Source organism: Methylobacterium sp. Leaf466, assembly GCF_001425565.1.
Lineage (GTDB): Bacteria > Pseudomonadota > Alphaproteobacteria > Rhizobiales > Beijerinckiaceae > Methylobacterium.
Genome location: NZ_LMRC01000034.1, coordinates 276,148 through 302,843 on the forward strand (window position 1 = coordinate 276,148; position 26,696 = coordinate 302,843).

Sequence of the window (26,696 nt, forward strand, 5' to 3'; positions counted from 1 at the left end):
GTTCACTCGGCGCCGGGTGCCAGCATGGTCTCGGGGCGCACCACGCGCTCGAACTCTTCCGCCGTGACGTAGCCCAGGCGCAGGGCCTCCTCCTTCAGGGTGGTGCCGTTCTTGTGCGCGGTCTTGGCGATCTCGGCGGCCTTGTCGTAGCCGATCGAGGGGGCCAGCGCGGTCACCAGCATCAGCGAGCGGCTCATGAGGTCCGCGATCCGGTCCTCGTTGGCCTTGATGCCGACCACGCAATTGTCGGTGAAGCTCACGGCGGCGTCGGCCAGGAGCCGGATCGACTGCAGCACCGCGTTGGCGATCACCGGCTTGAACACGTTGAGCTCGAAATGGCCCTGTGAGCCGGCAAAGCTCACCGTGGTGCCGTTGCCGATCACCTGCGCGCAGACCATGGTCAGCGCCTCGCACTGGGTCGGGTTGACCTTGCCGGGCATGATCGAGGAGCCGGGCTCGTTCTCGGGCAGCGAGAGTTCGCCCAGGCCCGAGCGCGGACCCGAGGCCAGAAGGCGGATGTCCTGCGCGATCTTGAACAGGCCGGCGGCCAGTGCGCAGAGCGCGCCCTGCGTGAACACCAGGGCGTCGTGGGTGGCCAGGGCCTCGAACTTGTTGGCGGCCGAGGTGAAGGGCAGGCCGGTGAGTTCGGCGACCTGGGCCGCGAACTTCTCGGCGAACTCCGGGTGGGCGTTGAGGCCGGTGCCCACCGCCGTGCCGCCCTGCGCCAGGGCCAGCACGCCCGGCAGCGTCGCCTTCACGCGCCCGGCACCCAGCGCCACCTGCGCCACGTAGCCGGAGAACTCCTGGCCCAGCGAGACGGGTGTCGCGTCCTGCAGGTGGGTGCGGCCGATCTTGACGATGGCGGAGAACGCCTCGGACTTCGCCTGGAGGGCGTCGTGCAGGTGCGTGAGGGCCGGCAGCAGGCGGTCGTTGATCTCGCGCGAGACCGCGATGTGCATCGCGGTGGGAAAAACGTCGTTGGAGGACTGGCCGCGATTGACGTGGTCGTTGGGGTGGACCGGCGACTTGCCGCCGCGCTTGCCCCCGAGCCGCTCGTTGGCGAGGCTGGCGATCACCTCGTTGGCGTTCATGTTCGACTGGGTGCCCGAGCCCGTCTGCCACACCACCAGCGGGAACTCGTCGTCGTGCTCACCGGCGACCACCTCGGCCGCCGATGCGGCGATGGCGTCGGCCACCTCCGGAGCGAGACCGCCGAGATCCCGGTTCACCAGGGCGGCCGACTGCTTGACGAGGCCGAGCGCGTGGACGAGGGGCGCGGGCATCCGCTCGGTGCCGATCTTGAAGTTCTGGATTGAGCGCTGCGTCTGCGCGCCCCAGTAGCGATGGGCGGGCACCGCGATAGGCCCGAAGGTGTCGGATTCGGTGCGGGTGGCGGAGGTGTCCTGGTGTGTGTCCTGGCGTGTGTCCTCACGCATATCCTGGGGCGTGTCCTGCGGCGACATCGTGGCCTCTTCGGTCGGGGATCCTGGGACCCTACTTACCGGGTGGCGGGCGCCAGGGCGATGGCGCGAGGGCGCCGCGCCGCAACATCGGCGCGTTTCCGTCGCCCTTTGTCCGTCACGCGCGTGGCCGGACCATTCGAGGATCTCGACGATGACGGCAGGCACCGACCTTCGCGACGATCCCACCCTGCGCTTCCGGCCGGTGGTGCCGCGCCCCTTGCGCGAACAGCCGGGCCTGTTCGCCTTCCTCAAGGCGGCCCGGGCCAACCCGATCACCACCTGGCTCGAGGAGCATTTCATCCGGCCGGTGGTGGCGGGGGAGGGGGCGCTCGGCCGGGTGACGGTGGTCAGCGACCCCGCCCTGATCCGCTACCTCTACGTCGACAATGCCGCCAACTACCGCAAGGACGACCTCCAGCGCCGGGTCCTGGCGCCGGGCCTGGGCAACGGCCTCCTCACGGCGGAGGGCGAGGAATGGCGCCTGCAGCGGCGCACCCTGGCGCCGATCTTCTCCGCCCGCCACGTCGTCGATTTCGCGGTTGCGATGAACGGTGCGGGCGCTCGCATCGCCCGCCGCCTGTCCCGGCGCGACGGCACCACCATCGACGTGGCGCTGGAGATGACCCGCGTCACCCTCGACGTCCTGGAGAGGACGATCTTCACCCGCGGCCTGTCGAGCGACCCCGATGCGCTCGGCCGCGCCATCACCCGCTTCCTGGAAGCGGTCGGGCCGATCGACCCCCTCGACGTGTTCGGAATTCCCGCGTTCGTGCCGCGCATCGGCCGCATCCGGGCGCAGCCCGCGATCCGCTACTTCGAGGAGGTGGTGGACGAGCTGATCGCCCGGCGCAAGGCGCTGATCGCGGGCGGCGACGCGCCTGCCGACCTCCTGACCCTGCTGCTTCGGGCGCAGGACCCAGAGACCGGCAAGGGCCTCACCGACCTCGAGGTGAAGGCCAACATCGTCACCTTCATCGCCGCCGGCCACGAGACCACCGCCAACGCCCTGACCTGGGCCCTGTACTGCCTGTCGCAGGACCCCGAGAGCCTGCGGCGCCTGGAAGCCGAGGTCGATGCGGCGGCCGGGGAGACAGGCGACTTCGACGTGGCGGACCTGCCCTTCACCAAGGCGGTGCTGGAGGAAACGATGCGGCTGTTCCCGCCGGTGCCCTTCATGAGCCGCCAAGCCATCGCCGAGGATCGCATCGGCCGCATCAAGATCCCGCGCGGGTCGCTGGTGATGGTGGCGCCCTACGTGCTCCATCGCCATCGCACGCTCTGGGACGACCCCCAGGCCTTCGTGCCGGACCGGTTCCTCGGCGAGAACCGGGCCGCGATCCCGCGTTTCGCCTACCTGCCGTTCGGGGCGGGGCCGCGCGTGTGCATCGGCCAGAGCTTTTCGCTGCAGGAGGCGTCGCTGGTGCTCGCCCACATCGTCCGCTCGGTGCGGCTCGCGATGGCGGCGGATCACCCGCCGGTGGTGCCGCTCCACCGCGTCACCCTGAGGCCGGAAAGCGGCCTGCGCATGGGCGTGGCGGCGCGCCGGTAGGAAAAGGCCTCGGAAGGCCCCTGCCTTCCGTCAGCTCTTCTTGCCTCAGCTCTTCTTGCGGAACGCGTCGAGGCTCACGACCTCGGCGCTGCCTTCCGCCGGGGGCGCGGGAGGGGTGTCGCCGCTCGAGTCCGACTTCTTGAGGAGGGGTCTGGCGGCCTTGGACGCCTCCTTGGGCGCCTCGGCGTTCTGGGCGGCGGCCGGCAGGAGCTTGGGAGCCCCGCCGATCGTCGTCAGGCCGCCCTGGCCCGGAGTGTTGCCCTGGCCGGTGATCCGCGGCTTGATCTCGGTGGGCTCCGAGGCGGCTCCCCGCGGGGCGCCCTTCTGGACCATCCCCTGGGCCTCGTCCGCCTCTGCGCTCTCCTCGACGCCGTCGTTGAGATCGAACTTCAGGCCGAACTGCACGGAGGGGTCGAAGAACCCCGTCAGGGCCTCGAACGGCACCAGCAACCGCTCGGGCACGCCGGAGAACGACAGCCCGACCTCGAAGGTGTGCTCGGTGACGCCGAGGTCCCAGAACTGGTGCTGGAGGACGATGGTCATGTCCTGCGGGTACTTCTCGCGCAGGCGCTGCGACATCCGCACGCCCGGCGCTTCCGTCCGGAACGACACGTAGAAGTGATGTTCGCCCGACAGGCCTTCGCGCGCCGCATCGGTCAGCACCTTTCGAACCACCCCGCGCAACGCATCCTGCACCAGAAGATCGTAGCGGATGAGATCGTCTGCCATCTTCGGTCGCCCTGCCGGTGCCCGCCGGTCGTTCCGCGCTGTCGGGCGCACCGGGTCGCTCTGAATTCTAAAGTGGAGGCTTCTGTTGCCAGGTGCCTCCGAACCCCGCCTATCCGATGCTAACCGGTAGGACTTTGGTTTGGTATTGGGGACCGCTTACGCAGCCACCGCCACCGGAGCAAAGTTGTCATTGGCAACTATTGCAGAGGCCCGATAACGGCGGAACCATGCCGAGCGAAAGCTCTACCTTTACGCCCTCGTCGATCCTATTTCGCCCCCGCCGAAACCCAGGCAACCCGCCCTTTTGCGGACGTTGCGTCCAAAGGCCCTGGGTCTTGGTGGAGGCGCCGGGTACCGCCCCCGGGTCCGATAGGTTTATTTCGAAGACCGTTTATCGCCATAGCCGGTCTTGCGACCGGCAGAGGTAACATAGAGGGAGTCCGGCCGGTTTTGAAGCCCGATCCTCGCACGATCATGCCCGATGATGCGGCTGTTGCCCGAAACGCGCAGGCACCAGGCCCGCCCGACGTCCCGCAGCGGCGCGAGGTCGCATCGTTCGGGGGCGTGATCCTCGGTCTGGCCGGGCTCGCCTTGCGGGCGCTCCTCTACCTCGCCGCGGCGAGCCTGCTCGCCGTCGTGGTGGTGCGCGTCGGTGCCGACCTCCTGGCGGGGATCGACCCGTTCCTGTCGCCGGACCGGCGGCCGCGCCTGCCGCCCCGGCAGCTGGCGATGCGCGAGATCGCCCTCGACCTCCTCCGGCAGGCGCTGCTCGCGGCCCTCGTCGTGGGGGCGGTGTGGTGGCGGGACCGGGACGGCTGGCGCCGGACGCTGGCCCTGGCGCGGGCCGAGGAGCCCGGCCTTCGAGGAGAGCCGGACCTACCTCGAGCGACGGGTCTTCCCGCCTCGCGCCTCCTCGTCATCCTCCTGGCCTGGCCGGTGGTCCACATCCTGTGGGTCACCGCCACCGCCGAGATGTTCTCCACCTCCTTCGGCCGGCACGTGTCCCTGGCCCCCGGCATGCCGCTGGTCGCCGCGGCGGCCTGGCTCGCCTATGCGACGCTGCTGGCGCCGCTGGCCGAGGAGTTGCTCATGCGCGGCGAGATCTTCGCCCGGGCGCGGGCCTTCCTCGGGCCCGCGGCGGCGATCCTGGCGACCGGCCTGCTGTTTGCCGTCGCGCATGTGTCGCAGGTGGGCTGGGCGCGGCCGGTGTCGCTCCTGCCCCTGGCCCTGATGCTCGGTTGGCTGCGCTGGCGCACCGGCCGGCTCTGGCCCTGCATCGCCCTGCACGCCTGGAGCAACCTCGCCGTCCTCGTCTACGTGCTGTGGCCGAGCGCGACCTGATGGTCTCGCGCCGCCTTTCGCGCTATCGCCACGGGCCGAAACGAGGCCCGCCATGATCCCCTACCACCAGCTCCTCGCGCGCATCCTCGACTCCGGGGTCGCCAAGGACGACCGCACCGGCACCGGCACCCTCTCCGTGTTCGGGCACCAGATGCGGTTCGACCTCGCGCAAGGGTTTCCCCTGGTCACGACGAAGCAGCTCCACCTGCGCTCGATCGTCTACGAATTGCTGTGGTTCCTCTCCGGCGACACCAACGTGCGCTCGCTCCAGGCCAACGGCGTCACGATCTGGGACGAGTGGGCGGACGAGCACGGCGACCTCGGCCCGGTCTACGGCCGGCAGTGGCGCTCCTGGGCGACGCCCGACGGCGGCGCCATCGACCAGATCGCCTGGGTGTTGGGTGAGATCCGCCGCAACCCCGACTCCCGCCGCCTCGTGGTCTCGGCCTGGAACCCGGCCGACCTCGACCGGATGGCGCTGGCGCCCTGCCACTGCCTGTTCCAGTTCTACGTGGCGAAGGGGCGCCTCTCCTGCCAGCTCTACCAGCGCTCGGCCGACGTGTTCCTCGGCGTGCCGTTCAACATCGCCTCCTACGCCCTGCTCACCGCGATGATGGCGCAGGTCACCGGGCTGGAGCCGGGCGACTTCGTCCATACGCTGGGCGACGCGCACCTCTATCGCAACCACGAGGACCAGGCCCGGCTCCAGCTCACCCGCGAGCCGCGCCCCCTGCCGCGCCTCCACCTCGACCCTTCGGTGACCGACCTGTTCGCCTTCCGGTTCGAGGACATCGCGATCCGCGATTACGTGCCGCATGCCGCGATCCGCGCGCCGATCGCGGTCTGAGGAAAGGGCCTCCATGACACCGAGCCGTCCCCGTATCGTCGTCGTCGCCGCCGTCGCCGGCAACGGCGTCATCGGCCGCGACAATCAGCTGATCTGGCGGCTGCGCAGCGACCTGCGGCGCTTCAAGGCGCTCACCATGGGCAGGCCGCTGCTGATGGGGCGCAAGACCTTCCAGTCGATCGGCCGGCCGCTGCCGGGCCGCCGTACCCTCGTCCTCACCCGCGACCCCGGCTTTGCCGCCGAGGGCGTCGAGGTCGTCCACGGGTGGGAGGCGGCCCTGGGGGCGGCGGAGGGCGGCGAGCTGATGGTGGCCGGCGGGGCCGAGATCTACGCGCTGGCCCTGCCGCAGGCGGACGCGATCCACCTCACCGAGGTCGAGGCGGCGCCGGACGGCGACACGGTGTTCCCGGCCTTCGACCGCTCGGCCTTCCGCGAGGTCGGGCGCGAGGCGCACCCGGCGGCCGAGCACGACGACCACCCCTTTGCCTTCGTCGACCTGATACGTGTGGCGTGACCCTGTCATCCGGCCCCGCGACCCATTGCGCAGAACCGGTCCGGCCGGTTGCCTTTGCCCCCGGCGATGCCCACTTCCGAGCCTTGACAGGACGGAGCGGCCGCACGCAGTGCTTACCGTCACCGGTTCGGCCCGCCTTGAGCGGGATGGTGCTTGAGTAGGAGAGATCGGCCAGCATGCCTTGGAGCAATCAGAGCGGCGGCGGTGGCGGCAACGGGGGAGGGCCCTGGGGGCGCGGCGGCGGCGGCAATGGCGGTGGCCCCTGGGGCGGCGGCGGTGGCGGCGGTGGCGGTAAGACGCCCCCCGATCTCGAGGATCTCCTGCGGCGCGGCCAGGATCGCCTGCGCGGTGTGATGCCCGGCGGCTCCATGGGCGGCGGGCGCGGCGTGCTCGTGGCGGCCGGCCTCGCCGTCGTCGCCTGGCTCGCCACCGGTATCTACAAGGTCGAGCCGCAGCAGGTCGGCATCGAGACGATCTTCGGCCGCTACACCACCACGACCGGCGACGGCCTCCATTACAACTTTCCCTATCCGATCGGCGGCGTCGAGAAGCCCAACGTCGGCCAGATCAACACCGTCGCCATCGGCTACCGTGCCGGGGTGAGCGCCCAGAGCCGCGGCCGCGACGTGCCCGAGGAAAGCCTGATGCTGACCGGCGACGAGAACATCGTCGACCTCGACTTCGAAGTGCAGTGGCGCGTGAACGCGCTTAAGGCGTCCGACTACGTGTTCAACCTCGCCAACCCCGAGGGCACCATCAAGGCGCTGGCCGAGAGTTCGATGCGCGAGGTGATCGGGCGTCGCAACATCCAGCCGATCCTCACCAACGAGCAGTCGAGCGTCGCCCAGGAGGTCAAGGAGATGACCCAGAAGGCCCTCGACGAATACGGTGCCGGCGTTTCGATCGTCGTCGTGCAGCTCGTGAGCGTGAACCCGCCGCCCGAGGTCCGCCCGTCGTTCATCGACGTGAACGCCGCCCAGCAGGACGCCGAGCGCGTGCAGAACGAAGCCCGCACCTACGCCAGCAGCGTGGTGCCCCAGGCCCGCGGTCGCGCGTCGCAGATCGTACAGGCGGCCGAAGCCTACAAGACCCAGGCGACCGCCGAGGCGACCGGTCAGGCCGCCCGATTCCAGCAGGTCTACGAATCCTACAAGACCGCGCCGGTCATCAGCCGCGAGCGCATCTTCCTCGAGACGATGGAGCGCGTGCTCGGCTCGGTGAACAAGGTCATCATCGACCAGGGCGGGGCCGGCGTCGCCGGCGGCGCGGCCGCGGCCGGCGTGCTGCCGGTGCTGCCCTTGACGGAATTCGGGCGCCAGAGCCCCGGCTCGACGGCGGGGGGAGTCGCACGATGAACGGCCAGGTCATTCGCACGGGCGCGGCCATCGTCGCCGCCGCCGTCGCCGTGGCGCTCTACGCCTCGGTCTTCACCGTCGGCCAGATGCAGCAGGCCCTCGTCCTGCGGTTCGGTAGCGTCCGCGCCGCCCTCAACCAGACCGGCATCGACAAGCCGGGCCTGTATTTCAAGGTGCCGTTCTTCGAGAACGTGGTCTTCTTCGACAAGCGCGTGCTCGACCTCGACCTGCCGGTGCAGACGCTCTTGACCGCCGATCGCCAGAACCTGGAGGTCGACGCCTTCGCCCGCTACCGCATCATCGATCCGCTGCGGTTCTACCAGTCGGCCAACAACATCCCCCGCGCCAACACGCTGCTCGCCAGCTTCGTGAACTCGGCCCTGCGTAACGTCCTGGCCCGTTCGACCCGCGACGCCATCGTGCGGACAGGCCGCGCGGCGCTGATGAACGAGATCCAGGAGGACGTGAACCGCCAGGCCAAGGATCTCGGCGTTCAGATCGTCGATCTGCGCATGACCCGGGTCGACCTTCCCGCGGCCAACTCCACGGCGGTCTACGAGCGGATGAAGACCGAGCGGAAGCGCGAGGCGGCCGACATCCGTGCCAACGGCGAGCAGATGGCGGTGTCGATCAAGGCGAAGGCCGACCGCGACGTCACGGTGCTCCTGTCGGAGGCCAACCAGTCCTCCGAGACCCTTCGCGGTCAGGGCGACGGCGACAAGAACCGGATCCTGGCCGAGGCCTACGGCAAGGACGCCGACTTCTTCAGCTTCTACCGGTCGATGCAGGCCTACGAGGCCGGCCTGAAGGGGTCCGACACCCGCCTCGTCATCAGCCCGAACTCGGACTTCTTCCGCTACTTCAGCGATCCGCAGGGCCGGGCACCCGGCACCGCGCCGCGGGCGGCCCGCGATCCCGGCGCCACGGGATCGACGGCCCGGTAAGACGCGATGCGGCCGGCTCCGTTCTCCACGAGCCGGCCGCGGATGCGGCCAAGCGCCCGAGCGGCATCCGATGCCCTTGATCGGCGCACGCCCCGGACGATCTACCACCCTCCCCGCCATTCGAGAGGTTGATCCATGGTTTCCGTCGCGAGCGCCGTGAAGATGCCCCGTGTCCGGGCCATGCTGGCCAGTGCCGTCATCGGCGCCTCCGTCGCTGCGGCGGCCCTGCCGTTTCCGGCCCTCGCCAAGGGCCCGGAATCCCTGGCCGATCTCGCCGAGCAGGTGACCGACGCGGTCGTCAACATCTCGGCATCCACGACGGTCGAGGCGCGCCCGCCCACCAGCCGCACCCTGCCGCAGTTGCCGCCGGGCACGCCGTTCGAGGATCTGTTCGAGGACTTTTTCAACAAGCGTGGCCAGCGCGGCGGTGGTGACCGCAGCGAAGGCGAGAACAGCACGCCGCGTCAGCAGCGCAAGTCGAACTCCCTGGGCTCGGGCTTCATCATCGACGCCTCGGGCATCGTGATCACCAACAACCACGTCATCGGCGATGCCAACGACATCCAGGTGATCCTGCACAACGGCTCCAAGCTGAAGGCCGAGATCATCGGCAAGGATCCGAAACTCGACCTTGCCGTGCTGCGGGTGAAGCCGGAAGCCGACAAGCCGCTCAAGGCGGTACCGTTCGGCGATTCCGACAAGATGCGCCCCGGCGACTGGGTGATCGCCATCGGCAACCCGTTCGGCCTCGGCGGTTCGGTCTCGGCCGGCATCGTCTCGGCGCGCGGCCGTAACATCGAGTCCGGCCCCTACGACAACTACCTGCAGACGGACGCGGCCATCAACAAGGGCAACTCCGGCGGGCCGCTGTTCAACATGAACGGCGAAGTCATTGGCATCAACACTGCCATCCTGTCGCCCACCGGCGGCTCCGTGGGCATCGGCTTTGCCGTCCCCTCGGGCACCGCCGGCCCGGTGATCCAGCAGCTGCGCGACTTCGGTGAGGTCCGCCGCGGCTGGCTCGGCGTGCGCATCCAGAACGTCGACGACGTGACCGCCGATGCACTCGGCCTCAAGGGCGGCGCCAAGGGTGCCCTCATCGCCGGCATCGACGAGAAGGGTCCGGCCAAGTCCTCGGGTCTCGAGGTCGGCGACGTGATCACCCGCTTCAACGGCACCGTCGTCCAGTCCTCCGCCGACCTGCCGCGAATCGTGGCGGCGACGCCGGTGGGCAAGACCGTCGAGGTCCTGGTCGTCCGCAAGGGTCAGGAGGCGACCAAGTCCGTCACCCTCGGCCGGCTCGAGGACAACGAGAAGCCCCAGCTCGCCAACGTCCGCCAGCCCGAGGCCGAGAGCGTCGCCCGGCCGGTCCTGGGCCTCAGCGTCTCGGGCATCACCGACGAGCTGCGCCGCCGCTACAGCATCAAGGACACCCTCAAGGGCGTCGTGGTGACCAAGGTCGACGCCAACTCGGCCGCGTCGGACAAGCAGATCAAGCCCGGCGAGGTCATCGTCGAGGTCGGTCAGGAGGCCGTCGCCACCCCCGCCGACGTGACCAAGCGTGTCGACCAGATCAAGAAGGAGGGCCGCAAGTCGGTGCTCCTGCTCGTGGCGAGCGCCACCGGCGACGTGCGGTTCGTGGCGATCGGCCTCGAGTAGTCGTTTCGCGCGAACCATCGTCGGGCGGCTCACGCACCGGTCCGTGCGCCGCCCTTTTGCCATCTCACCACAGAAACGCTTGCTGTCTGCGAGGTTTCAGATTTGCGATCCGTGACCACCGGCTTCTGCCGTCGTCCCTGAAGGAAACGCGACGACGTTCCGGGAGCCTGAATCCCCGCGCCGGGTGATCCGGGACGCGGTGAGGGAAGCGGCGCGTCGTAAGGGTGGACCATTCCGGATCTAGTCGCCGGATCTAGTCGCCGGTGTAGCCCAGAGCCCGCGCGGCCTCCCGCAGGCGGGCGAAGGCGATGGCGTAGCGGGTCCGGCGATCCTCGCCGTCCGGCAGGGTGCGCTCGGGACTCAGGTTGTCCTCGGTGTCCGACATCTTGATGAGGATCGCGCCGAGGTTTCCGCTCTCGACGATCCGGTCGATCGCCTCTTCGTAAGGGGGCTTGCCCGGCGGCTTGGTGAGCAGCACCACCTTCGCGATCACGGCGTCGGCGAAGCCGCGCACGCGCAGGTCGGTCGAGGTGGTCGCCGTGTCCTCGATCACGTCGTGGAGGATGGCCGCCTGCATCACCACCATCGGGTCGATGCCGAGGTGGTCCACCGCCCGCGCGTGCCCGGCCCGTCCGACGGCGGCGTTGGCCACCCGTTCGAGGTGCCGGATGTAGGGCTGGCCGCCCTTGTCGATCTGGCCGGCGTGGGCGACGACCGCCAGGCTGTGTGCGTCGAAGATGGATGCCATGGTGCCTTCGTCCCGGCCGGTGGGGTGCCCCTATTCCCGAAGCGGCCGCGCCTCGAGGATGGCGGCCCGCACGAAGGGGAGCCGCATCTGTGGGCCGGCCCTCCCGTTGTTGACGATGTCGTTGGCGCCCGGATGACGCCGCACCGCCTTGGCGAGGTGCAGACGGTAGCCTTCCCGGAACACGAACGGCGGCGCCATCGGGTTCGCCATGAAGGCGGCGACGGCCGCATTCACCTCGTCCTCGGAGATCAGGTTGAGGTCGCGCAGGGCGGCGACGGTGAGGGTCTCGGTCATGGCCGCCAGAGTGGACGCCCGCGGCGCCCGCCGCAACCGGGCCGACCACGATCGGTGCGTCGGTCCGGCATCGCGATGGCGTCGCACCCCTCGCCGAGGGGGCGGTTGGTCCGTGGCATGGCTTCACGTATCCCACGTCGCACATGGGGGCGGGACGCGGCCGGCCCGGTCGAAGGATCCGCGGACGGGGAGCGGCGGTGGAAGAGGTGATGCTGCGGTGGATCGGCCAGACGGCCGCGATCCGTACCGACATCCTGTCCGTGGCGGGGATCTGCCTCGCCGTGGCCGTCACGGTGCACGTGCTCCTGCGCAAGCGCGAGGTCGGGGCGGCGATCGGCTGGATCGGCCTCGCCTGGCTGTCGCCGTTCCTGGGCGGCAGCCTCTACATCCTGTTCGGCGTCAACCGCGTGACGCGCCGGGCCAGGCGCCTGCGCGTCAAGCCGTCGTCCCCGGGACAGACCCGGGAGGGGGGGCAAGCCACGGCCGAGGTCGCGGCCACCGCCGTTCTCGCACCCCTCGACCGGGTGGTGGGGACGATCACCCAGCTTCCCCTGTCGCCGGGCAACGCGGTGACGCCCCTGCGCCACGGGGACGAGGCCTATCCCATGATGCTGGCGGCGATCGGCGCGGCGCGGCGGTCGGTGGTCCTGTCGAGCTACATCATGCGCGACGATCGGATCGGACGCACTTTCGTCGCCGCCCTGGCCGGGGCGAAGGCCAGGGGCGTCGAGGTCCGCGTCCTGATCGACGGCATCGGCAGCGGCTACCTGATCTCGGGCATCCACCGGCGCCTGCGCCGGGCCGGCGTGCCGGTCGCACGGTTCATGCACTCGGCGCTGCCGTGGCGGATGCCGTTCCTCAACCTGCGCAGCCATAAGAAGCTGATGATCGTCGACGGCGAGATCGCCTTCACCGGCGGCATCAACATCGCCGACGCGAACTGCCTTTCCGCCCGACCGTCCGACCCGATGCGCGACACCCACTTCCGCCTCGTCGGGCCGGTGGTGGAGCAGCTCGTGGCGGCCTTCGCCAGCGACTGGGCATTGGCCGACGGCGAAGACCTCGACGGTCCGGTCTGGTTCGCACCGCCTTCGGCCGGCGGCCCGACCTCGGCCCGCGTGGTCACCTCCGGCCCCGATGCCGACCTGCGCAAGATCGAACTCGTGGTGCTGCAGGCGGTGGCCTGCGCCCGGCGCAGCATCCGGCTCGCGACGCCCTATTTCCTACCGAGCGAAGTGCTGTCGAGCGCCCTCGCGCTCGCCGCCGGCCGCGGCATCGCCGTGGACGTGATCGTTCCCGAAACCAGCGACCACCGCCTCGTCGACTGGGCGACGCGGGCGCATGTCGATCCCCTGCTGGCGGCTGGGGTGCGCATCTGGCTCGACACGCCGCCCTTCGACCACTCGAAGATCCTGGTGGTGGACGAGGTCTGGTGCTTCGTCGGCAGTGCCAATTGGGACATGCGCAGCTTCCGCCTCAACTTCGAACTCAACGTTGAGATCTACGACGCCGACCTCGCCCGCTGGCTCGGCGCCGTCATGGACGAGAAGACCGGTGCCCTCCTCACCCGCGAGGATCTGGCGCGCCGCTCCCTGCCGATCCGCCTGCGTGACGCCAGCGCCCGCCTCTGGCTGCCGTATCTCTGATCGTCGATCCGCCCGGGCTGGAGCCGGATCACAACCCCGCGCGGCGCTTCAGCGAGGCCGAGATCCGCATCGCGAAGCGATCGATCGGGTTTCTGCCGCGCGCCCGCTCCTCGCGCGGCTGCGGCGCCGGAGCGAGGTGGACGACGATGGGCCGATGGTCCGAGGCCCCGCGTGGCAGCACCGCCCCGCCCTGGCAGACCAGCCCGCGCACGAGGCAGCGGTCGAGGCGCAGGGGAACCACCCGGCCCATGGCGTGGGTCGGCCGGCGCGGGCCGGCATCGGTGAAGCCCGGCAGCAGCGGCGGCCCCACCAGGTTGAAGTCGCCGATGACCGCGGCGCGCTCGGGCAGGCTCAGGGCGATGCGGCGCAGCTGGCGCCGGTTGAGGACCTGTCCGTGGGAGAGGTGCACGTTGGCGACCCCGAAGTCGCCGAGGTCGAGCACCTGGCAGACCCGGTCGATCAAAGCGCCGGACGGCAGGGCGATGACCTCCGGCCGCGTCACGAACGGCGTCCGGCTCCAGATCGCCAGGCCGTGGATGCGGCCCGGCAGCTGCGCCCAGGCATAGTCGCCGCCGAGCCGGGCCTTGAGGCCGTCGATGTCGCGGGTGGCCTCCTGCATCAACACGAGGTCGGGCTGTTCGCGCTCGATCAGGGTAGCGATGCCGGCGACGTTGGCGCCGACCCGCCGCAGCAGGTTCCAACTCAGGATCTTGCGCTGGCCGGGATGGGGGAACGCCGTGGTCGAGAGGCGGTGGTCGGCGAGACGGCGGTCGTTGAGCATGAGGCGATTAACTGGGACGCCGCGCCCGGTTGGAAACCCCGGCGGGGTGAATCGACGGTCTCCCGACCGACCCGCCCCGCCGCCGGTGCCTCAGGCGCCGCCCCATTGCATGGTCAGGCCGCCATCGACCACCAGGGTGTGCCCGGTGACGTAGTCGGCGGCCTCGGAGCACAGGTAGAGGATGGCCTTGGCGATCTCGTCGGGCTGGCCGGCGCGATGCCACGGGATCCGCTCGAGGGATTGCGCGAGCTTCTCCGGGTTCTCGAAGCGGTCGCTGGTCATCGGGGTCTGGATCAGGCCGGGGGCGACGATGTTGACGTTGATCCTGTCCTCGGCGAGCTCCCGCGACAGGCTGCGGCACAGCGAGCCGACACCGGCCTTCGACATGCCGTAGGGGGCGCTCTCGGGGGTCGGCAGGTGCTGGGCCACCGAGGACACCAGCAGGATCTTGCCGCCGCCGCCGTTGGCGCGCCGCACCTTGATGAAGGCCCGCGCGCAATAGACCGGCGCCATCAGGTTCACGCGCAGGATGCGCTCCAGGGTGTCGTCGTCCATCTCGGCCACCGGCATGCCGTTCATGGCCTGGCCGGCGTTGTTGACGAGGATGTCGAGGACGCCGAGGTCCGCCGCCACCTGGGCGAAGGTGGCCTCCACCGAGGCCGGGTCCGACACGTCGTTGCGGATCACCAGGCAGCGCCGCCCGGCCGCCTCGACCCGGCGCGCCGTCTCGCGGGCGCCCTCGGCATCGGTGTTGTAGGTGATCGCCACGTCGGCGCCCTCGCAGGCGAAGACCTCGGCGGTGGCCTGTCCGATTCCCGAATCGGCCCCGGTGATGAGGGCGCATCGTCCTTGCAAGATCATGGTCGGCCTGTGTTCGTGGGGAAACGCGCCGCCGGGAGCGGCGATGGACCCACGTCAAGGCGACCCGGCGAGGGTGTGTTCCGCCCCGCCGGGCTGCCGGACGGTCGCAGTCGCTCCGGCCGGAAGGGCGTCAGGGCGCGCAGCCGTTGAGGCGTTCCTGGCGCTGGATCTCGGCGATCTTGGCGCGGACGCGGCTGGACAGCGGCACGTCGCCGATCTCGTCGTAGCGGCACCCGGCGTTGCCGAAGGCGCGGATCGCCTTGGGCGTCTTGAAGCAGTAGCCCGCGTCCTTGTAGGCGGCGTTGCGCTCGCCCCAGAGTTCGTCGCAGGGAAAATCCGCCCGCGCCGACCCGGTCCCTACGCACAGTGCCAGCCCTGCGATTGCCAAACGAACCATGGTGCGACGGCTCCCCTCCCGGCCGGCGGTGGGCCGGCCTCCGCCCGATCATAGCCACTCCCGTGCGGCGGGAGAATCCGCAGTCGCGGTGCGTGGCGTCGGTCGGGGGGAACCGAAGGCCCCCGCCGCGGCATCCTCACGGCAGGGTTCGCAAACGGGGGCACCGGTTTTGCGGCAGGAGCCCGCCTCGGGTTCGGGGACCGCCATGACCATCCGCCTCCACCTCGCGTTCGCTCTCGTCGCCGCCTCGGTCCACGCCTGCCCGGCGCTGTCGCAGAACATGGCGTTGACGCTGCCCGGCCACGTCGATGCGGCGCCGCCCCCGCGCGCTTGGCCCGAGCCGCCGCCGCGTCCCAGCCTGCTCGTCCCGGATACGTCGCTGCCCAACCAGCGCACCGGGCCGCCGCGCCCGCCTCGCGTCGTGCGCGACATCTGCATCGGGTGCGATCGCTGACCGGCGCCGGCCTGTATGGACGCCCGATGGAGGGTGACTTCGCGAAGGGCCCGCCATAGGGATGGGGCATGCCGATCCTCAGCCTCGATGCCGCCCGGACCCTCGCCGTCGAGACGCTCGTCCGTTGCGGCACGGCGCCGAGCGCGGCGGCCAGCACCGCCGCGGCCCTCGTCGGCGCCGAGGCCGACGGCCTCAGGACCCACGGCCTGATGCGCCTCCTCGCCTACGGCGAGCAGGTGAAGGCCGGCAAGGTGGTGGGGCACGCCGAGGTGACGACGGCGCGCCCGCGCCCGGGGTTGCTGGCGGTCGATGCCGCCCACGGCTTCGCCTATCCCGCCCTCGACGTCGCGGTGGACCTGCTTCCCGAGATCGCCCGGTCGCAGGGCGTGGCCGCCGCCGCCATCCGCCGCTCGCACCATTGCGGCGCGGCGGGACGCCCGGTGGAGGCCCTGGCCGAGCGCGGCCTCGTCGCCATCCTGTTCGCGAACGCGCCCGCCTCGATGGCGCCCTGGGGCGGGTCGCGCCCGGTCTTCGGCACCAATCCCGTCGCCTTCTCCTGCCCGCTGCCGGGCCTCGATCCCGTGGTCGTCGACCTGTCCTTGTCGAAGGTGGCGCGCGGCAACATCATCGCCGCCCACCAGCGCGGCGAGGCGATCCCGGAGGGCTGGGCCTTCGACGCGAACGGCGAGCCCACCACCGATGCGGCGGCCGCGCTCGCCGGTACCATGGTGCCGCTGGGCGACGCCAAGGGCACCGCCCTGGCGCTCATTGTCGAACTCCTGGCCGCCGGGCTCACCGGCGCGCGCTTCGCCGGTGAGGCTTCGTCCTTCCTGGATGCGCAAGGCGACCCGCCCGGCACCGGCCAGCTCATCGTGGCGTTCGACGCCACCGCTTTTGCCGGCGACGCCACCGAGCGGTTCGCCTGGCTTGCCCGCTCGATCACGGATCAGGAGGGGGCCCGCCTGCCCGGCGCCCGCCGCGTCGCCGCCCGTGCCCGCGCCGTCACCGAGGGCGTCACGATCTCCGACTCGCTCCTGGCCCAGATCGAGGGCCTGTGAACCCCCATGCCCGGGAGACGCCCATGACCGCCCGCAGCTTTCCCAGCCCCTGGACCGTGGTGGAGGGGCCGGGGGCATTCTGCGTCGAGGACGCCGAGGGCGGCCGCATCGCCTGGACCTATTTCGACGACGATGCCGGCACCGGCGCGATGACGCGCGAGGAGGCCCACCGCGTCGCCAAGGCGATCGCCATGGTGCCCGAGATGCGCACCATCATCCGGTCGCTGCAGGACGGGTTGGCGCAAGCCGAGGACGATGCGCCCACGGCCTGAGGCACGCGCGACGGCTCAGGTGAACCGCGACAGCGAGAACGGGGCCAGGTCCACGGTGCTGCGGCCCGTCGTCATCACCTGGGCGACCGCCTCGCCGATGCCGGCGGAATGCTTGAAGCCGTGGCCCGAGCAGGCGGCCACCACCAGCACCCGGTCGTGGGCGGGATGGCGGTCGATGATGAAGCCGCGGTCGGGGGTGACGGTGTAGAGGCAGGCCGCCGCCTGGACCACCTGCGGTGTCGCGCCCGCCAGCCGCCCCGCGACATGGCGTTCGTACATCGCGGCGGATTCCTCGGGCCTGACCACGCGGTCGAGGGCGTCGGCGGTGGTCCAGCCGTCGTATTGCTCCGTGGCCACCTTCAGCCTGGGGTCGCCCGGCATCGGGGGGAAGCCGTAGAGATAGTCCGTGTCGGTGGCGCCGTGCATCCAGATGAAGACCGGCGCATCGGCGCCGTAGGCGCTCGTGTCGTCGAGGGCATACCAGTGCAGCAGCTGCCGGTTGACCTTGAGCAGGCGGTCGAACGGCCGGCCGAGCAGGGGAGCCGTCCAGGCGCCGGCCGAGACCACCGCCTGGGCCGCCCGCACCGTGCCGCCGGTGGTGGTGACGACGACGCCCTCGGCGTCCTGGGCGATCGCCAGCACCTCGGTGCCGGTGCGGATCTCGGCCCCGAGTTCGCCGGCGCGTGCCAGTTGGGCGGCGATGCAGCGCTCGGGCCGGACATAGCCGCCGCCGGGCTCGTAATAGGCCTTTTCGTCGCCCTTCAGGCCGAGGAACTGGGGAAACCGCGCCCCCACCTCCACCCCCGACAGCACTTCGTGCGGGATGCCGAAGGCCTCGGCGCCGGCGATGGAGGTGGCCACGAAATCCCGCTTGCCGTGGTGCGAGGCGCCGCCGGCCGGGGCCATCACCACCACGCCGCAGGCGTTGAGCAGGTCCTCGCCGGTCTCGGCCTCGAGCTCGCGCCAGATCCGGTGCGAGGCCAGGACGAGGGGGACGTAGTCGCGGCCCTCGCCCACCGACTGGCGGGTGATGCGGCTCTCGCCGTGGCTCGACCCATTGGCGTGGGGCGGGGCGAACCGGTCGAGGCCGATCACCCGCGCGCCGCTCCTGGCGAGCTGGTAGAGGGCGGCGCTGCCCATCGCGCCGAGACCCACCACCACGACATCCGCCCGCCCGCTTGCAGCGACAGGCGTCTCGCGCTCGCTCGTGACGACGGACGTTTCGCGTTCGCTCATGACGACTGCCTCTCCTCGAAGAGGCGGTCAGCCTCGGCCCGGATGACCGCCGCGGCCCGCTCCACCTGCGCGCGGCTCACGTCGAGATGGGTGGTGACGCGGATCTGATGCCCGCCGATCGCCCGCACCCGGACGTCGTGGGCGAGGCAGGCGCGGGCGAAATCCGCCGCCGTCACGCCTAGCCCGCGCACCGAGAAGCACAGGATGTTGGACTGGCCGGCGGTGGGCTCGAAGCTCAGGCCCGGCGCGTCGGCCACGACCCCGTGCAGGAGCCGGATGTGGGCGTTGTCGGTGGCGAGCTGGTCGAGGTGGTGGTCGAGGGCGTAGAGCCCGGCCGCCGCCAGCACGCCCGACTGGCGCATGGCGCCCCCGAGCCGGTACTTCCAGCGCCAGGCCTCCACCACGAAGTCGTTCGTGCCGCACAGGACCGCACCGACCGGGCAGCCCAGCCCCTTGCTGAGGTCGATCCAGACGCTGTCGAACCCGCGCGCGTATTCGGCGGCCGAAATCCCCGTGGCCATGACGGCGTTGAGGAGGCGGGCGCCGTCGATATGCGCCTTGAGGCCGCGGGCATGGGCGATGTCGCGGATGCGGCGCATGTCGTCGAGCGCCCAGATCGAGCCGCCGCTGAAGCTCGTGGTCTGTTCGATCGACACCAGCGCCGAGCGCGGCGCCGTGCGGGCCGGCGGCCGGATCGCCGCCTCGAACGCCGCCACGGAATAGACGCCGGCCGGGGTCGCGAGCGGCGCCACCGAGACGCCGCCGATGGCCGCCGCCCCGGCGGCTTCGGTGTTGTAGATGTGGGACTGGTCGTCGACGATGATCTCGTCGCCGGCCCGGGTCTGCACCAGGATGGCGGCGAGGTTGCACATCGTGCCGGAGGGCATGAACACGCCGGCCTCCTGGCCGAGCATCGTGGCCACCCGTTCGCACAGCGCCAGGGTGGTGGGATCGTCGTTGGACTGTTCGTCGCCCACCACCGCGCGGGCCATGGCCTCGCGCATGCCGGGCGTCGGCCGCGTCTGGGTATCGCTGTAGAGGTCGATGGTCACGTCGCGTTGTCCGGTCGGGTGCGAGGCGGGAGGCCGGGGATTCGGACCGGTTTCATCGGGATGATCCGATCCCAGACCTGAGGAGCGAGAGCGTCGGGTCGGAGATCCTGTCCGGTCAGATGCAAGAGGTTTTAAAGTTTGATGGCTCCCGGCGCCAGGGGCGAGGCCCGTTCCGGCGATCCGTGCCATAAGCCGGCCCGTCCCATGGCCTCCATCGACCATACGCCCGCCGCCCTCACCATGCTGACGCCTCGCCCCCATCAGGTCGCGGCCCGGGACGCGATCCTGCGCGCGCGGGCCGCCGGGCGCAGCGGCTTCCTGCTCGGCGACATGACCGGGCTCGGCAAGACGCTCTCGGTCTGGAGCGCGCTGGCATCGATGCCCGAGGCGGAGGTGCTGATCGTCTGTCCGAAAGGGGCGATGCCGCAGTGGCGCCACACCATCGCCCGCTCGGGCCTGGCCGCCAAGACGGTGACGCTGATCAACTACGAGCGCACCAAGTCGCTGATGGCGCCCTCGGCCGCCGTCGTCCGTCGCTCGACGCGGGCGAAGAACAACGCCCTGGCCAAGCACGGCGCCCTCAAGCGGTCCTGGCCCCTGGTGGTGTTCGACGAGAGCCACCGCCTGCGCAACCCTCAAGCCCAGCAGAGCCTGGTCTGCCGCCAGATCGCGGAGGCTGCCGCCTTCACCATCTACATGAGCGCCACGGCGGGGCAGGCGCCGCACGAATTGTCCTACCTCGGCCGCCTGCTGGGCGAAGCGGCCGGCCGGCCGGCCGGGACGCTGGCCGAATTCCGTGCCCTGATGCAGCACCTGGCGATCGGGCGGGCCAAGGGGCGCTGGGTGAACTGGTCGTGGCAGGCCAACGCCCACGATTGCGCCGTGATGGCCGGTCTCCTCTATGCCGGGCCCGACGCCATCGGCCTGCGGCGGCGGCCCGGCGACATCGCCGGCTGGCCGGAGGTGCAACGCGAACTCGCCGCCACGGCGCTCGGACGCGACGAGCGCCGGCTCTACGACGCCACCTGGCGCGAGTTCCGCCGCGAATGGGGCTTAGCCGGCGGCAGCACCCGCCGGCCGGTCGGCTGGGCGGCGGACCTGCGCTTCCGGCAGAAGGCGAGCCTGCTGCGGGTCTCGGGCACCGCCGATTTCGCCGAGCTGTTGCTGGAGGACGGCCAGCAGGTGGCGGTCTCGGTGGCCTTCCTCGAGACCCGCGCGGCGCTGTGCGAGGTTTTCGCGGCGCGGGGCTGGCGGGCCGGGGCCATCGACGGCACCCGGTCCTCCGAGGTCAACGAGGCGACGCGCACCGCCTTCCAGACCGGCAATCTCGACGTGGTGGTGTTCACGGTGACCGAGTCGATCTCGCTCCACCGCAACGAGATGCCCGGCGGCGAGCGACCGCGCAGCCTCGTCGTCCACGACCTGCGCCACAGCGCCATCCAGCTCGCGCAGATCGAGGGCCGCTGCCACCGCGACGGCGAGGCGGCGACGATCGTCTACGCCTTCGCCGAGGACACGGTGGAGGAGGCGATCGCCGCCACGGTGCTGCGCCGCATGACCGCCATGGACGCCATGGCCGGCGAGGACACTGCGATGCTCGACGCGATCGTCGCCTGCCTCGACGCCGCAATGGGCGAGCCCGTCACGGTCTGACGGCGGGCGTCTCGATGGGCAGGGGGGCTGCCCGGTCCATCAGGTAGCGTTCGAGGGCGACGAACTCCGCCGATCCGTAGGCGAAGGGCTCCGCCCGCATCCCCGTCATGCAGTTGCGCAGGCGCCGCTGCACCGAGCCGAGGCCCTGCCATTCGAGCCGGTAGAGCGGGTAGCCGGTGGGATGGCCCTGCGGGATCGTCGCCGCACCCAGGCGCCGGCCGTGGTTGTCGTCGTGGCAGGCGGCGCAGGACAGGCCGAGCTGGCCGATCCGCTCGCGGAACAGCGCCGCGCCCTGCGCCCGCGCCGGATCGAGGCGAGGGTCGCGCGGCGATGCGATGGGAAGGCCGCGCGATTGGAACCCGAGGTAGGCGGAGAGCGCCAGCAGCTCGCGGCTCTCGTGACCGTAGGGGGGTTCTCCCTGGTGCTCGCGCCGGCAATGGTTGATCCGGCCCTGCAGGTCGATCGCAGCGCCGCTCGCTTCGTCCAAGGCCGGATAGCGGGCGGCGACGCCGCGCAGGGTCGCGGCCTCGCCGTGGCAGCCGGCGCAGGCGGGCCGGCCGGAGGCGGGCGCCCTGGTCCAGAGATCGGCGCCGTCCTGCACCCAGAGCAGGCCGGGGTTGGCCGTGTCGTCGACCTGCATCGCGCGGGTCTCGGCGCTCATGGCGTCGAAGCCCGAGCGGCGCTCGGCCTGCGGGATCTCGTCCGCCACGGCCGCGAGAGAGGCGAAGGCGCCGAGGGCGGCGGCAGCGAGCCGTCTCACGTCACGGTCAGCGTCGCGGTCTCGGTCTGTGAAAACCCGTTGTCGCCGCGCCAGGTGAAGGTGAGCGGGCCGGTCGCCTGCGCCACCAGGGTGAAGGTGATATAGGGGTTGGCGGCGGTGGCCGGAAACAGCTCTGCGCGAAACACCTCGCGCCCGTCGTAGTGGCAGGCGAAGTCCGTGATGATGTCGCGGGCCATGATGCGGCCGTCGGCGCCGGGGCGGAAGCCCGTCTCCATGGGGTGCGAGATCAGCGTCTTGATGGTGACGACCTCGCCGGCCTTGGCGGATTTCGGCACGTTGATCAGGGTGCGGGCCATCGGCTCAGCCCTCCAGGCAGGCGGCCAGCGTGACGATCGCGTCGGCGCTGGTGGACCAGTAGCGCCCGTCGCTGGTCTCGGCGATGGCGGTGATGCGCTGGGTGTCGGCCAGCCGGATGCGGGTGGTCACCGCCGCGCGGCCGGAGGCCGGCCCGAGATGCACCGTGACCACGTTGGGCTGCGGGTTCTTGTCGTTGAACACCGCGATGCGACGGACGTGGTCGTCGGCGGTCATCGGGCTGTCGACGGTCACCGTGATGGTCACGGCGTTGCCGTTCTCCACGAGGGGGGGCAGGTCGAGGTGGATCCGCCCCGGCGTGATCGCCGCCTCCCCGGCGAACCGGCGGATCGCCTCGGCCGTGCTCTCGGTGCGCACCGGGGAGGCCGCCGCGACGGGCCGCACCGTGATGGCCAGGACGGCCGCCGCCCCGGCGGCGAGGAGGTCGCGGCGGTTCCGGGTTCCGGCGGAGGGCGTCATCGGGCTGGTCCTTCCCTGGTGTCGTCGCGCAGCGTGGCGAGGTAGGCGACCACGTCTTCGATCTCCTGGGCCTCCAGCACCGGCTTGCCGCGCCAGGCCGCCCCGACCCGCGGGCTCGGGTCGACCCGGTGATAGGAAGGCATGATCGTGTCCGGGTTCAAGGCCCGGCCGTCGACCAGGCGCAAGCGAAGCTGTCCCGCCGTGTGGCGGCTGCCGGCGCCCGACAGGTCGGGGCCGAGGTCGCCCTGGAACCGTTCCTCCGGGATCGGCCCGGCGTGGCACAGCAGGCACAGCCCCCGGGTGCGGTCGGCGACGATCGCGCGGCCGCGCGCGGGGTCGCCGGGGGTGTCGGTGAAGGGGGCGGGAATGGCGTCGCCAACGATGGCGATGGGAGGGCGGCGGGTGTCCGTCGCGCCCGCGAAGGATGCATCGACTGCCAGAAGGCACCCGGCCGTAAGAACGAGGCGCGTGGCCTTTCCGGCGGTCTCATGCGGCCCGGTCCGCCTCACCCGAACACCCGCCGGGTGATAGTCCGGTACCAGTCGGCGGCATACGCCGCCTCCTGCTCGCGCAGGGACGCCGGGGCGTCGAGGGGGCTGATCCCGCCCGCGCCCTCGACGTCGGCCAGGACGCCGCCGGACGGGCGGTAGACCCCTGCGATGGAGATGCCGTAGCCGGGTGCCACGAGGCTGTAGCAGGTGTTGATGAGCTTGGGCTCCTCGGGCGCGCGCCCGGCCAGGAGGTCGATCACGGCGAGCGCACAGACCTGGGCCTGCGCGTCGGCCGAGAAGGCGGATTTCGGCATGGCGCCGGCGATGGCCGCGTCGCCGATCACGTGGATGCCCGGCACCAGCCTGGATTCGAACGTCACCGGGTCGATCGGGCACCAGCCAGAACGGTCGGCGACCCCGGCGGTGACCGCAATGCGCCCGGCCCGCTGGGGCGGGATGATGCAGGCCACGTCCGCCTTGTACTCGGAGAAATCGGTGCGCACGGTCATGGTGGCCGGGTCGACCCCGGTCACCTGCCCGCCGCCCGCCAGGGGCACGTATTCGAGGATGGAGGGGTAGAGGGAGGCCCAGGCCGCCTCGAACAGGCGCTGCTTGGAAAAGACGTCCTTCGCGTCGAGGACGATCAGTTTCGCGCTCGGCTTGCGGGTCTTGAGCACATGCGCGATCAGGCTCGCGCGCTCGTAGGGCCCCGGCGGGCAGCGGTAGGGGTTGCCCGGCACCGACAGGACGACGGTGCCGCCCTCCGGCATCGCCTCGATCCGACGCCTCAGGAGCTCGGTCTGCACCCCCGCCTTCCAGGCATGGGGCATCACCTCGGCCGCCGCCTCGTCGTAGCCGGGAATCACGTCGAAGCGCAGGTCGATGCCGGGCGACAGGACGAGGCGGTCGTAGGGCAGCGTCGCGCCGTCCGCGAGGGTGACCCGGCGCCGGTCGGCATCGATCGCCGCGGCCACCGCATGGACCACCCGGACCCCCGATCCGGACACGCCGTCGTAGCCGAAGCGCTGGGCCTCCATCGGCTGCAGCCCGGCGATGACCTCGTTGCTGAACGGGCAGGCGGTGTAGGTGGCGTTCGCCTCGACCAGGGTGACGTCGAGGCCGCCGGCCAGAAGCGCGCGGGCCGCACTGGCGCCGCCGAACCCGCCGCCGACGACGACGACCTTGGGCTTGCCCTGGGCGAGGCTGGGCTTCGGGAACGCCAGGACGGCCCCGGCGGCGCAGATGAGGTCACGACGGGTCGGGGCGGTCATTCCGGCGGCCTGCGCGAAACATACGCCGCGATGGCCCGGCTCTCCGCCTCCGAGAACCCCTTGGCGATGCGTCCCATCACGCTCGCCGGCCTGGCGCCCGAGCGGTACTCGGCCAGGGCGGTGGCGATCTCCGCCTCCGGCCGTCCGGCGATGGCCCCCATGGCCGCGCCGGCCGCGTGACAGCCGGCGCAGGAGGAGGCGCCCGGCGGCGGCCGCATGTCCTGTGCGGCCGCCGCCGGCATGTCTTGCGCGGCCTTCGGCGAAAGGTCTCGCGCGGCGGCCGGCACGGCGGCGAGCAGCAGGAACGCGGCCCCGATCCCCCTCACGCCCGGCGCAGGTCCGTGTTCTTGAGCGGCATCTGGCGCACGCGCTTGCCGGTGGCGGCGAAGACCGCGTTGAGCACGGCAGGCGCCGCCACGGCGATGGTCGGCTCGCCGACGCCGCCCCAGAACCCACCCGAGGGCATGACGATGGTCTCCACCACCGGCATCTCGTCGAGGCGCATCACCGGGTAGCTGTCGAAGTTGGTCTGCTCGATACGGCCGTCCTTGACGGTGCACTCCTGGTAGAGCGCCGCCGAGAGTCCGTAGACGAACGATCCGCCAATCTGCGCGTCGATCTGCTGCGGGTTCAAGGCATGGCCCGGATCGGTGGAGGCCACGATGCGGTGGACCTTGACCTTGCCGTCGTCGGTCACGGAGATCTCGGCCACCGCCGCCACGTAGCTGCCGAAGCCCATCATCTGAGCGAGGCCGCGGAACACCCCCGGCGCGGGCTTCTCACCCCAGCCGGCCTTGTCGGCCACCGCCTGCAGCACGGCGCGGTGCTTGGGGTGGTTGCCCATCAGCTTCAACCGGAAGGCCAGCGGGTCCTGCCCCGCCGCGTGGGCGAGCTCGTCCATGAAGCATTCGAGGTAGATGGCGTTGGGGTTCATGTTCACGCCGCGCCAGAACCCCGGCAGGATGTGCGGGTTGCGCATGGCGTGATCGACCAGGATGTTGGGGATCGTGTAGCCGATCGCCGCCTCCGCGCCGCCCGGGTTGAGCCCCTGGAACACCACCGGGTCCTTGCCGTCCACCATCCGGTTGGGCGCCACCGATGCGAGGATCGACTGGCCGGAGATGCGCATGTGCAGGCCGGTGAGGTTGCCCTGCCCGTCGAGGGCGGCGCGCATCCGGCACTGGGTGATCGGGTGGTAGCGCCCGTGCGCCATGTCCTCTTCGCGGGTCCAGATCAGCTTGACCGGGGTGCCCGGCATCTCGCGGGCGATCAGCACGGCCTGGCGCAGCCAGTCGTGGGTGGCGCCGCGGCGCCCGAAGCCGCCGCCGAGGTGGATCTTGTGGACGTCGCATTGCTTGGCCGAGAGCCCGGACGCCTCGGCCACCGCGGCCAGGGCCGCCTCGCCGCTCTGGGTCGGCGCCCAGGCCTCGCAGCGCTCGGGCGTCCAGCGCACCGTGGCGTTCATCGGCTCCATGGTGGCGTGGTTCTGGAACGGCACGCCGTAGGTGGCCTCCACCACCTTGGCGGCACCCTTGAGGGCGGCCTCCACGTCGCCGCCCTTGTTGCCGACATGGGCCTCGGTGGCGTCGAGGCCCTCGCGCAGCATCGCCGCGATGGTGGCGCTCGACACGGTGGCGTTCGGCCCCTCGTCCCAGACGATCGGCAGCGCATCCAGCGCGGTCTTGGCCCGCCAGAAGGTGTCGGCGATCACGGCGACCCCCGTGTCGCCGACCTGCACCACGCGCTTCACGCCCGCCATGCCGGTGACCGCCTTGGCGTCGAAGCTTTTCACCGTGCCGCCGGTGACCGGGCAGTCGCGGATCGCCGCGTTGAGCATGCCGGGCAGGGTCAGGTCGATGCCGTAGACCTGGCTGCCGTCGAGCTTTTCCGCCGTGTCGAGGCGCTTCACCGGCTTGCCGGCGATGGTCCAGTCCTTGGGGTCCTTGAGCACCACGTCCTTGGGCGGCGCGATCTTGGCCGCCTCGACGGCGACCGCGCCGTAGGTGGTGGTCCGGCCCGAGGCGGCATGGGCGATCACGCCCCTGTCGGCGCGGCACTCGCCCGGCGCCACGCCCCAGCCCTTGGCGGCCGCCTCCACCAGCATGATGCGGGCGGCGGCCCCGCCCTTGCGGACGAGGTCGTGCGAGTCGCGGATGCCGCGGCTGCCGCCGGTGCCGAAATCGCCCCAAACCCGGCCCCGCGCCAGGTTCTGGCCCGGCGTCGGATACTCGGTCACCACGCGCGACCAGTCGCAGCCGAGCTCCTCGGCCACCAGCTGGGCGAGGCCGGTGAGCGTGCCCTGGCCCATCTCGGAGCGGGCGATGCGGATCACCACGGTCTCGTCGGGGCGGATCACCACCCAGGCGTTGACCTCGGGCGTGATGGTGGCCGCGTCCTGCGCCATCGCCTCGCCGGCGAAGGGAACGTGGAAGCCGAGGCTGAAGCCCCCGGCGAGGGCCGCCACGGAGGCGACGAAACCGCGGCGCGACAGGGCGGCGGCGGGGGTCGGGCGATGATCGGTCATGG

Annotated in this window: 28 protein-coding genes and 1 other RNA gene; 12 read left to right on the top strand and 17 right to left on the bottom strand. The window is 71.3% G+C overall.

The genetic code is table 11. From position 1 onward, the window contains the following. Nucleotides 1-2 precede the first annotated feature (2 nt). Nucleotides 3-1,436, bottom strand: a complete 1,434-nt coding sequence (gene fumC, locus ASG59_RS17430) for a class II fumarate hydratase (RefSeq protein WP_056410524.1) — start codon at nucleotides 1,434-1,436, stop codon at nucleotides 3-5. A gap of 178 nt (nucleotides 1,437-1,614) precedes the next feature. On the opposite strand from fumC, the gene ASG59_RS17435 reads away from it, so the two are divergent. Then, nucleotides 1,615-3,012, top strand: coding sequence for a cytochrome P450 (locus ASG59_RS17435; RefSeq protein WP_056410340.1), 1,398 nt, complete (start codon nucleotides 1,615-1,617; stop codon nucleotides 3,010-3,012). A gap of 45 nt (nucleotides 3,013-3,057) precedes the next feature. Here ASG59_RS17435 and ASG59_RS17440 read toward each other — a convergent pair whose 3' ends face one another. Beyond that, on the bottom strand, nucleotides 3,058-3,741 hold the full coding sequence (locus ASG59_RS17440) for an SspB family protein (RefSeq protein WP_056410342.1): 684 nt from the start codon (nucleotides 3,739-3,741) through the stop codon (nucleotides 3,058-3,060). Nucleotides 3,742-3,812: 71 nt separating this feature from the next. Continuing rightward, nucleotides 3,813-4,200: a transfer-messenger RNA gene (gene ssrA, locus ASG59_RS20130) on the bottom strand. A 105-nt stretch (nucleotides 4,201-4,305) separates the two neighbouring features. Between ssrA and ASG59_RS17445 the strand changes: the two genes are divergently transcribed. The 6 genes from ASG59_RS17445 to ASG59_RS17470 all read left to right on the top strand — a co-directional run bounded on the left by ASG59_RS17445 (nucleotide 4,306) and on the right by ASG59_RS17470 (nucleotide 10,401). Further along, entirely contained in the window at nucleotides 4,306-5,082 is a 777-nt protein-coding gene (locus ASG59_RS17445) for a CPBP family intramembrane glutamic endopeptidase (RefSeq protein ID WP_244475745.1), read from the top strand. 52 nt (nucleotides 5,083-5,134) lie between these two features. After that, the gene (locus ASG59_RS17450) at nucleotides 5,135-5,929 is read left to right on the top strand and encodes a thymidylate synthase (RefSeq protein ID WP_056410347.1); all 795 of its coding nucleotides are present in this window, start codon (nucleotides 5,135-5,137) and stop codon (nucleotides 5,927-5,929) included. A 13-nt stretch (nucleotides 5,930-5,942) separates the two neighbouring features. After that, entirely contained in the window at nucleotides 5,943-6,443 is a 501-nt protein-coding gene (locus ASG59_RS17455) for a dihydrofolate reductase (protein ID WP_056410349.1), read from the top strand. Nucleotides 6,444-6,619: 176 nt separating this feature from the next. Then, nucleotides 6,620-7,798 carry an FtsH protease activity modulator HflK gene (hflK, locus tag ASG59_RS17460; RefSeq protein WP_055886734.1) on the top strand — a complete coding sequence of 393 codons (1,179 nt, stop codon included), beginning with the start codon at nucleotides 6,620-6,622 and terminating at the stop codon, nucleotides 7,796-7,798. Next, nucleotides 7,795-8,742 (top strand): protease modulator HflC, encoded by a 948-nt coding sequence (locus ASG59_RS17465; protein WP_055886732.1) that lies wholly within the window; start codon nucleotides 7,795-7,797, stop codon nucleotides 8,740-8,742. The genes hflK and ASG59_RS17465 overlap by 4 nt, the downstream gene beginning before the upstream one ends. A gap of 135 nt (nucleotides 8,743-8,877) precedes the next feature. After that, nucleotides 8,878-10,401: a Do family serine endopeptidase gene (locus ASG59_RS17470; protein WP_056410351.1), complete on the top strand. Its 1,524-nt coding sequence runs from the start codon at nucleotides 8,878-8,880 to the stop codon at nucleotides 10,399-10,401. Between the two features lie 253 nt (nucleotides 10,402-10,654). Here ASG59_RS17470 and ASG59_RS17475 read toward each other — a convergent pair whose 3' ends face one another. Both ASG59_RS17475 and ASG59_RS17480 read right to left on the bottom strand, forming a co-directional pair. Then, a complete protein-coding gene (locus tag ASG59_RS17475) occupies nucleotides 10,655-11,149 on the bottom strand; it encodes a phosphohydrolase (protein WP_056410353.1) in 495 nt (164 codons plus the stop codon). 30 nt (nucleotides 11,150-11,179) lie between these two features. Next, nucleotides 11,180-11,443 (bottom strand): hypothetical protein, encoded by a 264-nt coding sequence (locus tag ASG59_RS17480; RefSeq protein ID WP_055887378.1) that lies wholly within the window; start codon nucleotides 11,441-11,443, stop codon nucleotides 11,180-11,182. Between the two features lie 197 nt (nucleotides 11,444-11,640). Between ASG59_RS17480 and ASG59_RS17485 the strand changes: the two genes are divergently transcribed. Then, entirely contained in the window at nucleotides 11,641-13,089 is a 1,449-nt protein-coding gene (locus ASG59_RS17485; protein WP_055886721.1) for a phospholipase D-like domain-containing protein, read from the top strand. A gap of 28 nt (nucleotides 13,090-13,117) precedes the next feature. Here ASG59_RS17485 and ASG59_RS17490 read toward each other — a convergent pair whose 3' ends face one another. The 3 genes from ASG59_RS17490 to ASG59_RS17500 all read right to left on the bottom strand — a co-directional run bounded on the left by ASG59_RS17490 (nucleotide 13,118) and on the right by ASG59_RS17500 (nucleotide 15,128). After that, nucleotides 13,118-13,870, bottom strand: coding sequence for an endonuclease/exonuclease/phosphatase family protein (locus tag ASG59_RS17490; protein ID WP_244475746.1), 753 nt, complete (start codon nucleotides 13,868-13,870; stop codon nucleotides 13,118-13,120). Between the two features lie 90 nt (nucleotides 13,871-13,960). Beyond that, nucleotides 13,961-14,731 carry a glucose 1-dehydrogenase gene (locus tag ASG59_RS17495; RefSeq protein WP_056410355.1) on the bottom strand — a complete coding sequence of 257 codons (771 nt, stop codon included), beginning with the start codon at nucleotides 14,729-14,731 and terminating at the stop codon, nucleotides 13,961-13,963. Nucleotides 14,732-14,861: 130 nt separating this feature from the next. Next, complete coding sequence (locus tag ASG59_RS17500; RefSeq protein ID WP_055886715.1) at nucleotides 14,862-15,128, bottom strand: YARHG domain-containing protein; 267 nt, start codon at nucleotides 15,126-15,128, stop codon at nucleotides 14,862-14,864. A 205-nt stretch (nucleotides 15,129-15,333) separates the two neighbouring features. Here ASG59_RS17500 and ASG59_RS17505 point away from each other — a divergent pair, with 205 nt between their 5' ends. The 3 genes from ASG59_RS17505 to ASG59_RS17515 all read left to right on the top strand — a co-directional run bounded on the left by ASG59_RS17505 (nucleotide 15,334) and on the right by ASG59_RS17515 (nucleotide 16,912). After that, complete coding sequence (locus tag ASG59_RS17505; RefSeq protein WP_056410357.1) at nucleotides 15,334-15,582, top strand: hypothetical protein; 249 nt, start codon at nucleotides 15,334-15,336, stop codon at nucleotides 15,580-15,582. A gap of 68 nt (nucleotides 15,583-15,650) precedes the next feature. Further along, a complete protein-coding gene (locus tag ASG59_RS17510; protein WP_056410359.1) occupies nucleotides 15,651-16,640 on the top strand; it encodes an Ldh family oxidoreductase in 990 nt (329 codons plus the stop codon). A gap of 23 nt (nucleotides 16,641-16,663) precedes the next feature. Further along, nucleotides 16,664-16,912, top strand: coding sequence for a hypothetical protein (locus ASG59_RS17515; protein ID WP_055886707.1), 249 nt, complete (start codon nucleotides 16,664-16,666; stop codon nucleotides 16,910-16,912). A 15-nt stretch (nucleotides 16,913-16,927) separates the two neighbouring features. On the opposite strand, the gene solA is transcribed toward ASG59_RS17515, so the two are convergent. Together solA and ASG59_RS17525 are read right to left on the bottom strand one after the other, a co-directional pair. After that, entirely contained in the window at nucleotides 16,928-18,148 is a 1,221-nt protein-coding gene (solA, locus tag ASG59_RS17520) for an N-methyl-L-tryptophan oxidase (RefSeq protein WP_082528827.1), read from the bottom strand. Further along, complete coding sequence (locus ASG59_RS17525; RefSeq protein ID WP_056410527.1) at nucleotides 18,145-19,152, bottom strand: threonine aldolase family protein; 1,008 nt, start codon at nucleotides 19,150-19,152, stop codon at nucleotides 18,145-18,147. Before ASG59_RS17525 ends, solA begins: the two co-directional genes overlap by 4 nt. Before the next feature lie 252 nt (nucleotides 19,153-19,404). Between ASG59_RS17525 and ASG59_RS17530 the strand changes: the two genes are divergently transcribed. Further along, nucleotides 19,405-20,853: a DEAD/DEAH box helicase gene (locus tag ASG59_RS17530; RefSeq protein WP_244475747.1), complete on the top strand. Its 1,449-nt coding sequence runs from the start codon at nucleotides 19,405-19,407 to the stop codon at nucleotides 20,851-20,853. Here the strand turns inward: ASG59_RS17530 and soxA are convergent. The 7 genes from soxA to ASG59_RS17565 form a co-directional block, all read right to left on the bottom strand. Continuing rightward, nucleotides 20,843-21,613 carry a sulfur oxidation c-type cytochrome SoxA gene (gene soxA, locus ASG59_RS17535; protein ID WP_056410363.1) on the bottom strand — a complete coding sequence of 257 codons (771 nt, stop codon included), beginning with the start codon at nucleotides 21,611-21,613 and terminating at the stop codon, nucleotides 20,843-20,845. The two genes, ASG59_RS17530 and soxA, sit on opposite strands and share 11 nt — an antisense overlap. Next, nucleotides 21,610-21,930, bottom strand: a complete 321-nt coding sequence (gene soxZ / locus ASG59_RS17540) for a thiosulfate oxidation carrier complex protein SoxZ (RefSeq protein WP_056410365.1) — start codon at nucleotides 21,928-21,930, stop codon at nucleotides 21,610-21,612. The genes soxA and soxZ overlap by 4 nt, the downstream gene beginning before the upstream one ends. A gap of 4 nt (nucleotides 21,931-21,934) precedes the next feature. Next, complete coding sequence (locus tag ASG59_RS17545) at nucleotides 21,935-22,408, bottom strand: SoxY-related AACIE arm protein (protein ID WP_056283176.1); 474 nt, start codon at nucleotides 22,406-22,408, stop codon at nucleotides 21,935-21,937. Continuing rightward, nucleotides 22,405-22,797: a sulfur oxidation c-type cytochrome SoxX gene (gene soxX / locus ASG59_RS17550; protein WP_244475755.1), complete on the bottom strand. Its 393-nt coding sequence runs from the start codon at nucleotides 22,795-22,797 to the stop codon at nucleotides 22,405-22,407. The genes ASG59_RS17545 and soxX overlap by 4 nt, the downstream gene beginning before the upstream one ends. A gap of 116 nt (nucleotides 22,798-22,913) precedes the next feature. Beyond that, nucleotides 22,914-24,170, bottom strand: a complete 1,257-nt coding sequence (locus ASG59_RS17555) for an NAD(P)/FAD-dependent oxidoreductase (protein ID WP_056410368.1) — start codon at nucleotides 24,168-24,170, stop codon at nucleotides 22,914-22,916. Continuing rightward, entirely contained in the window at nucleotides 24,167-24,496 is a 330-nt protein-coding gene (locus ASG59_RS17560) for a cytochrome C (RefSeq protein WP_244472334.1), read from the bottom strand. The genes ASG59_RS17555 and ASG59_RS17560 overlap by 4 nt, the downstream gene beginning before the upstream one ends. Next, nucleotides 24,493-26,694 (bottom strand): molybdopterin cofactor-binding domain-containing protein, encoded by a 2,202-nt coding sequence (locus ASG59_RS17565; protein ID WP_056410371.1) that lies wholly within the window; start codon nucleotides 26,692-26,694, stop codon nucleotides 24,493-24,495. Before ASG59_RS17565 ends, ASG59_RS17560 begins: the two co-directional genes overlap by 4 nt. Between the last annotated feature and the right edge of the window lie 2 nt (nucleotides 26,695-26,696).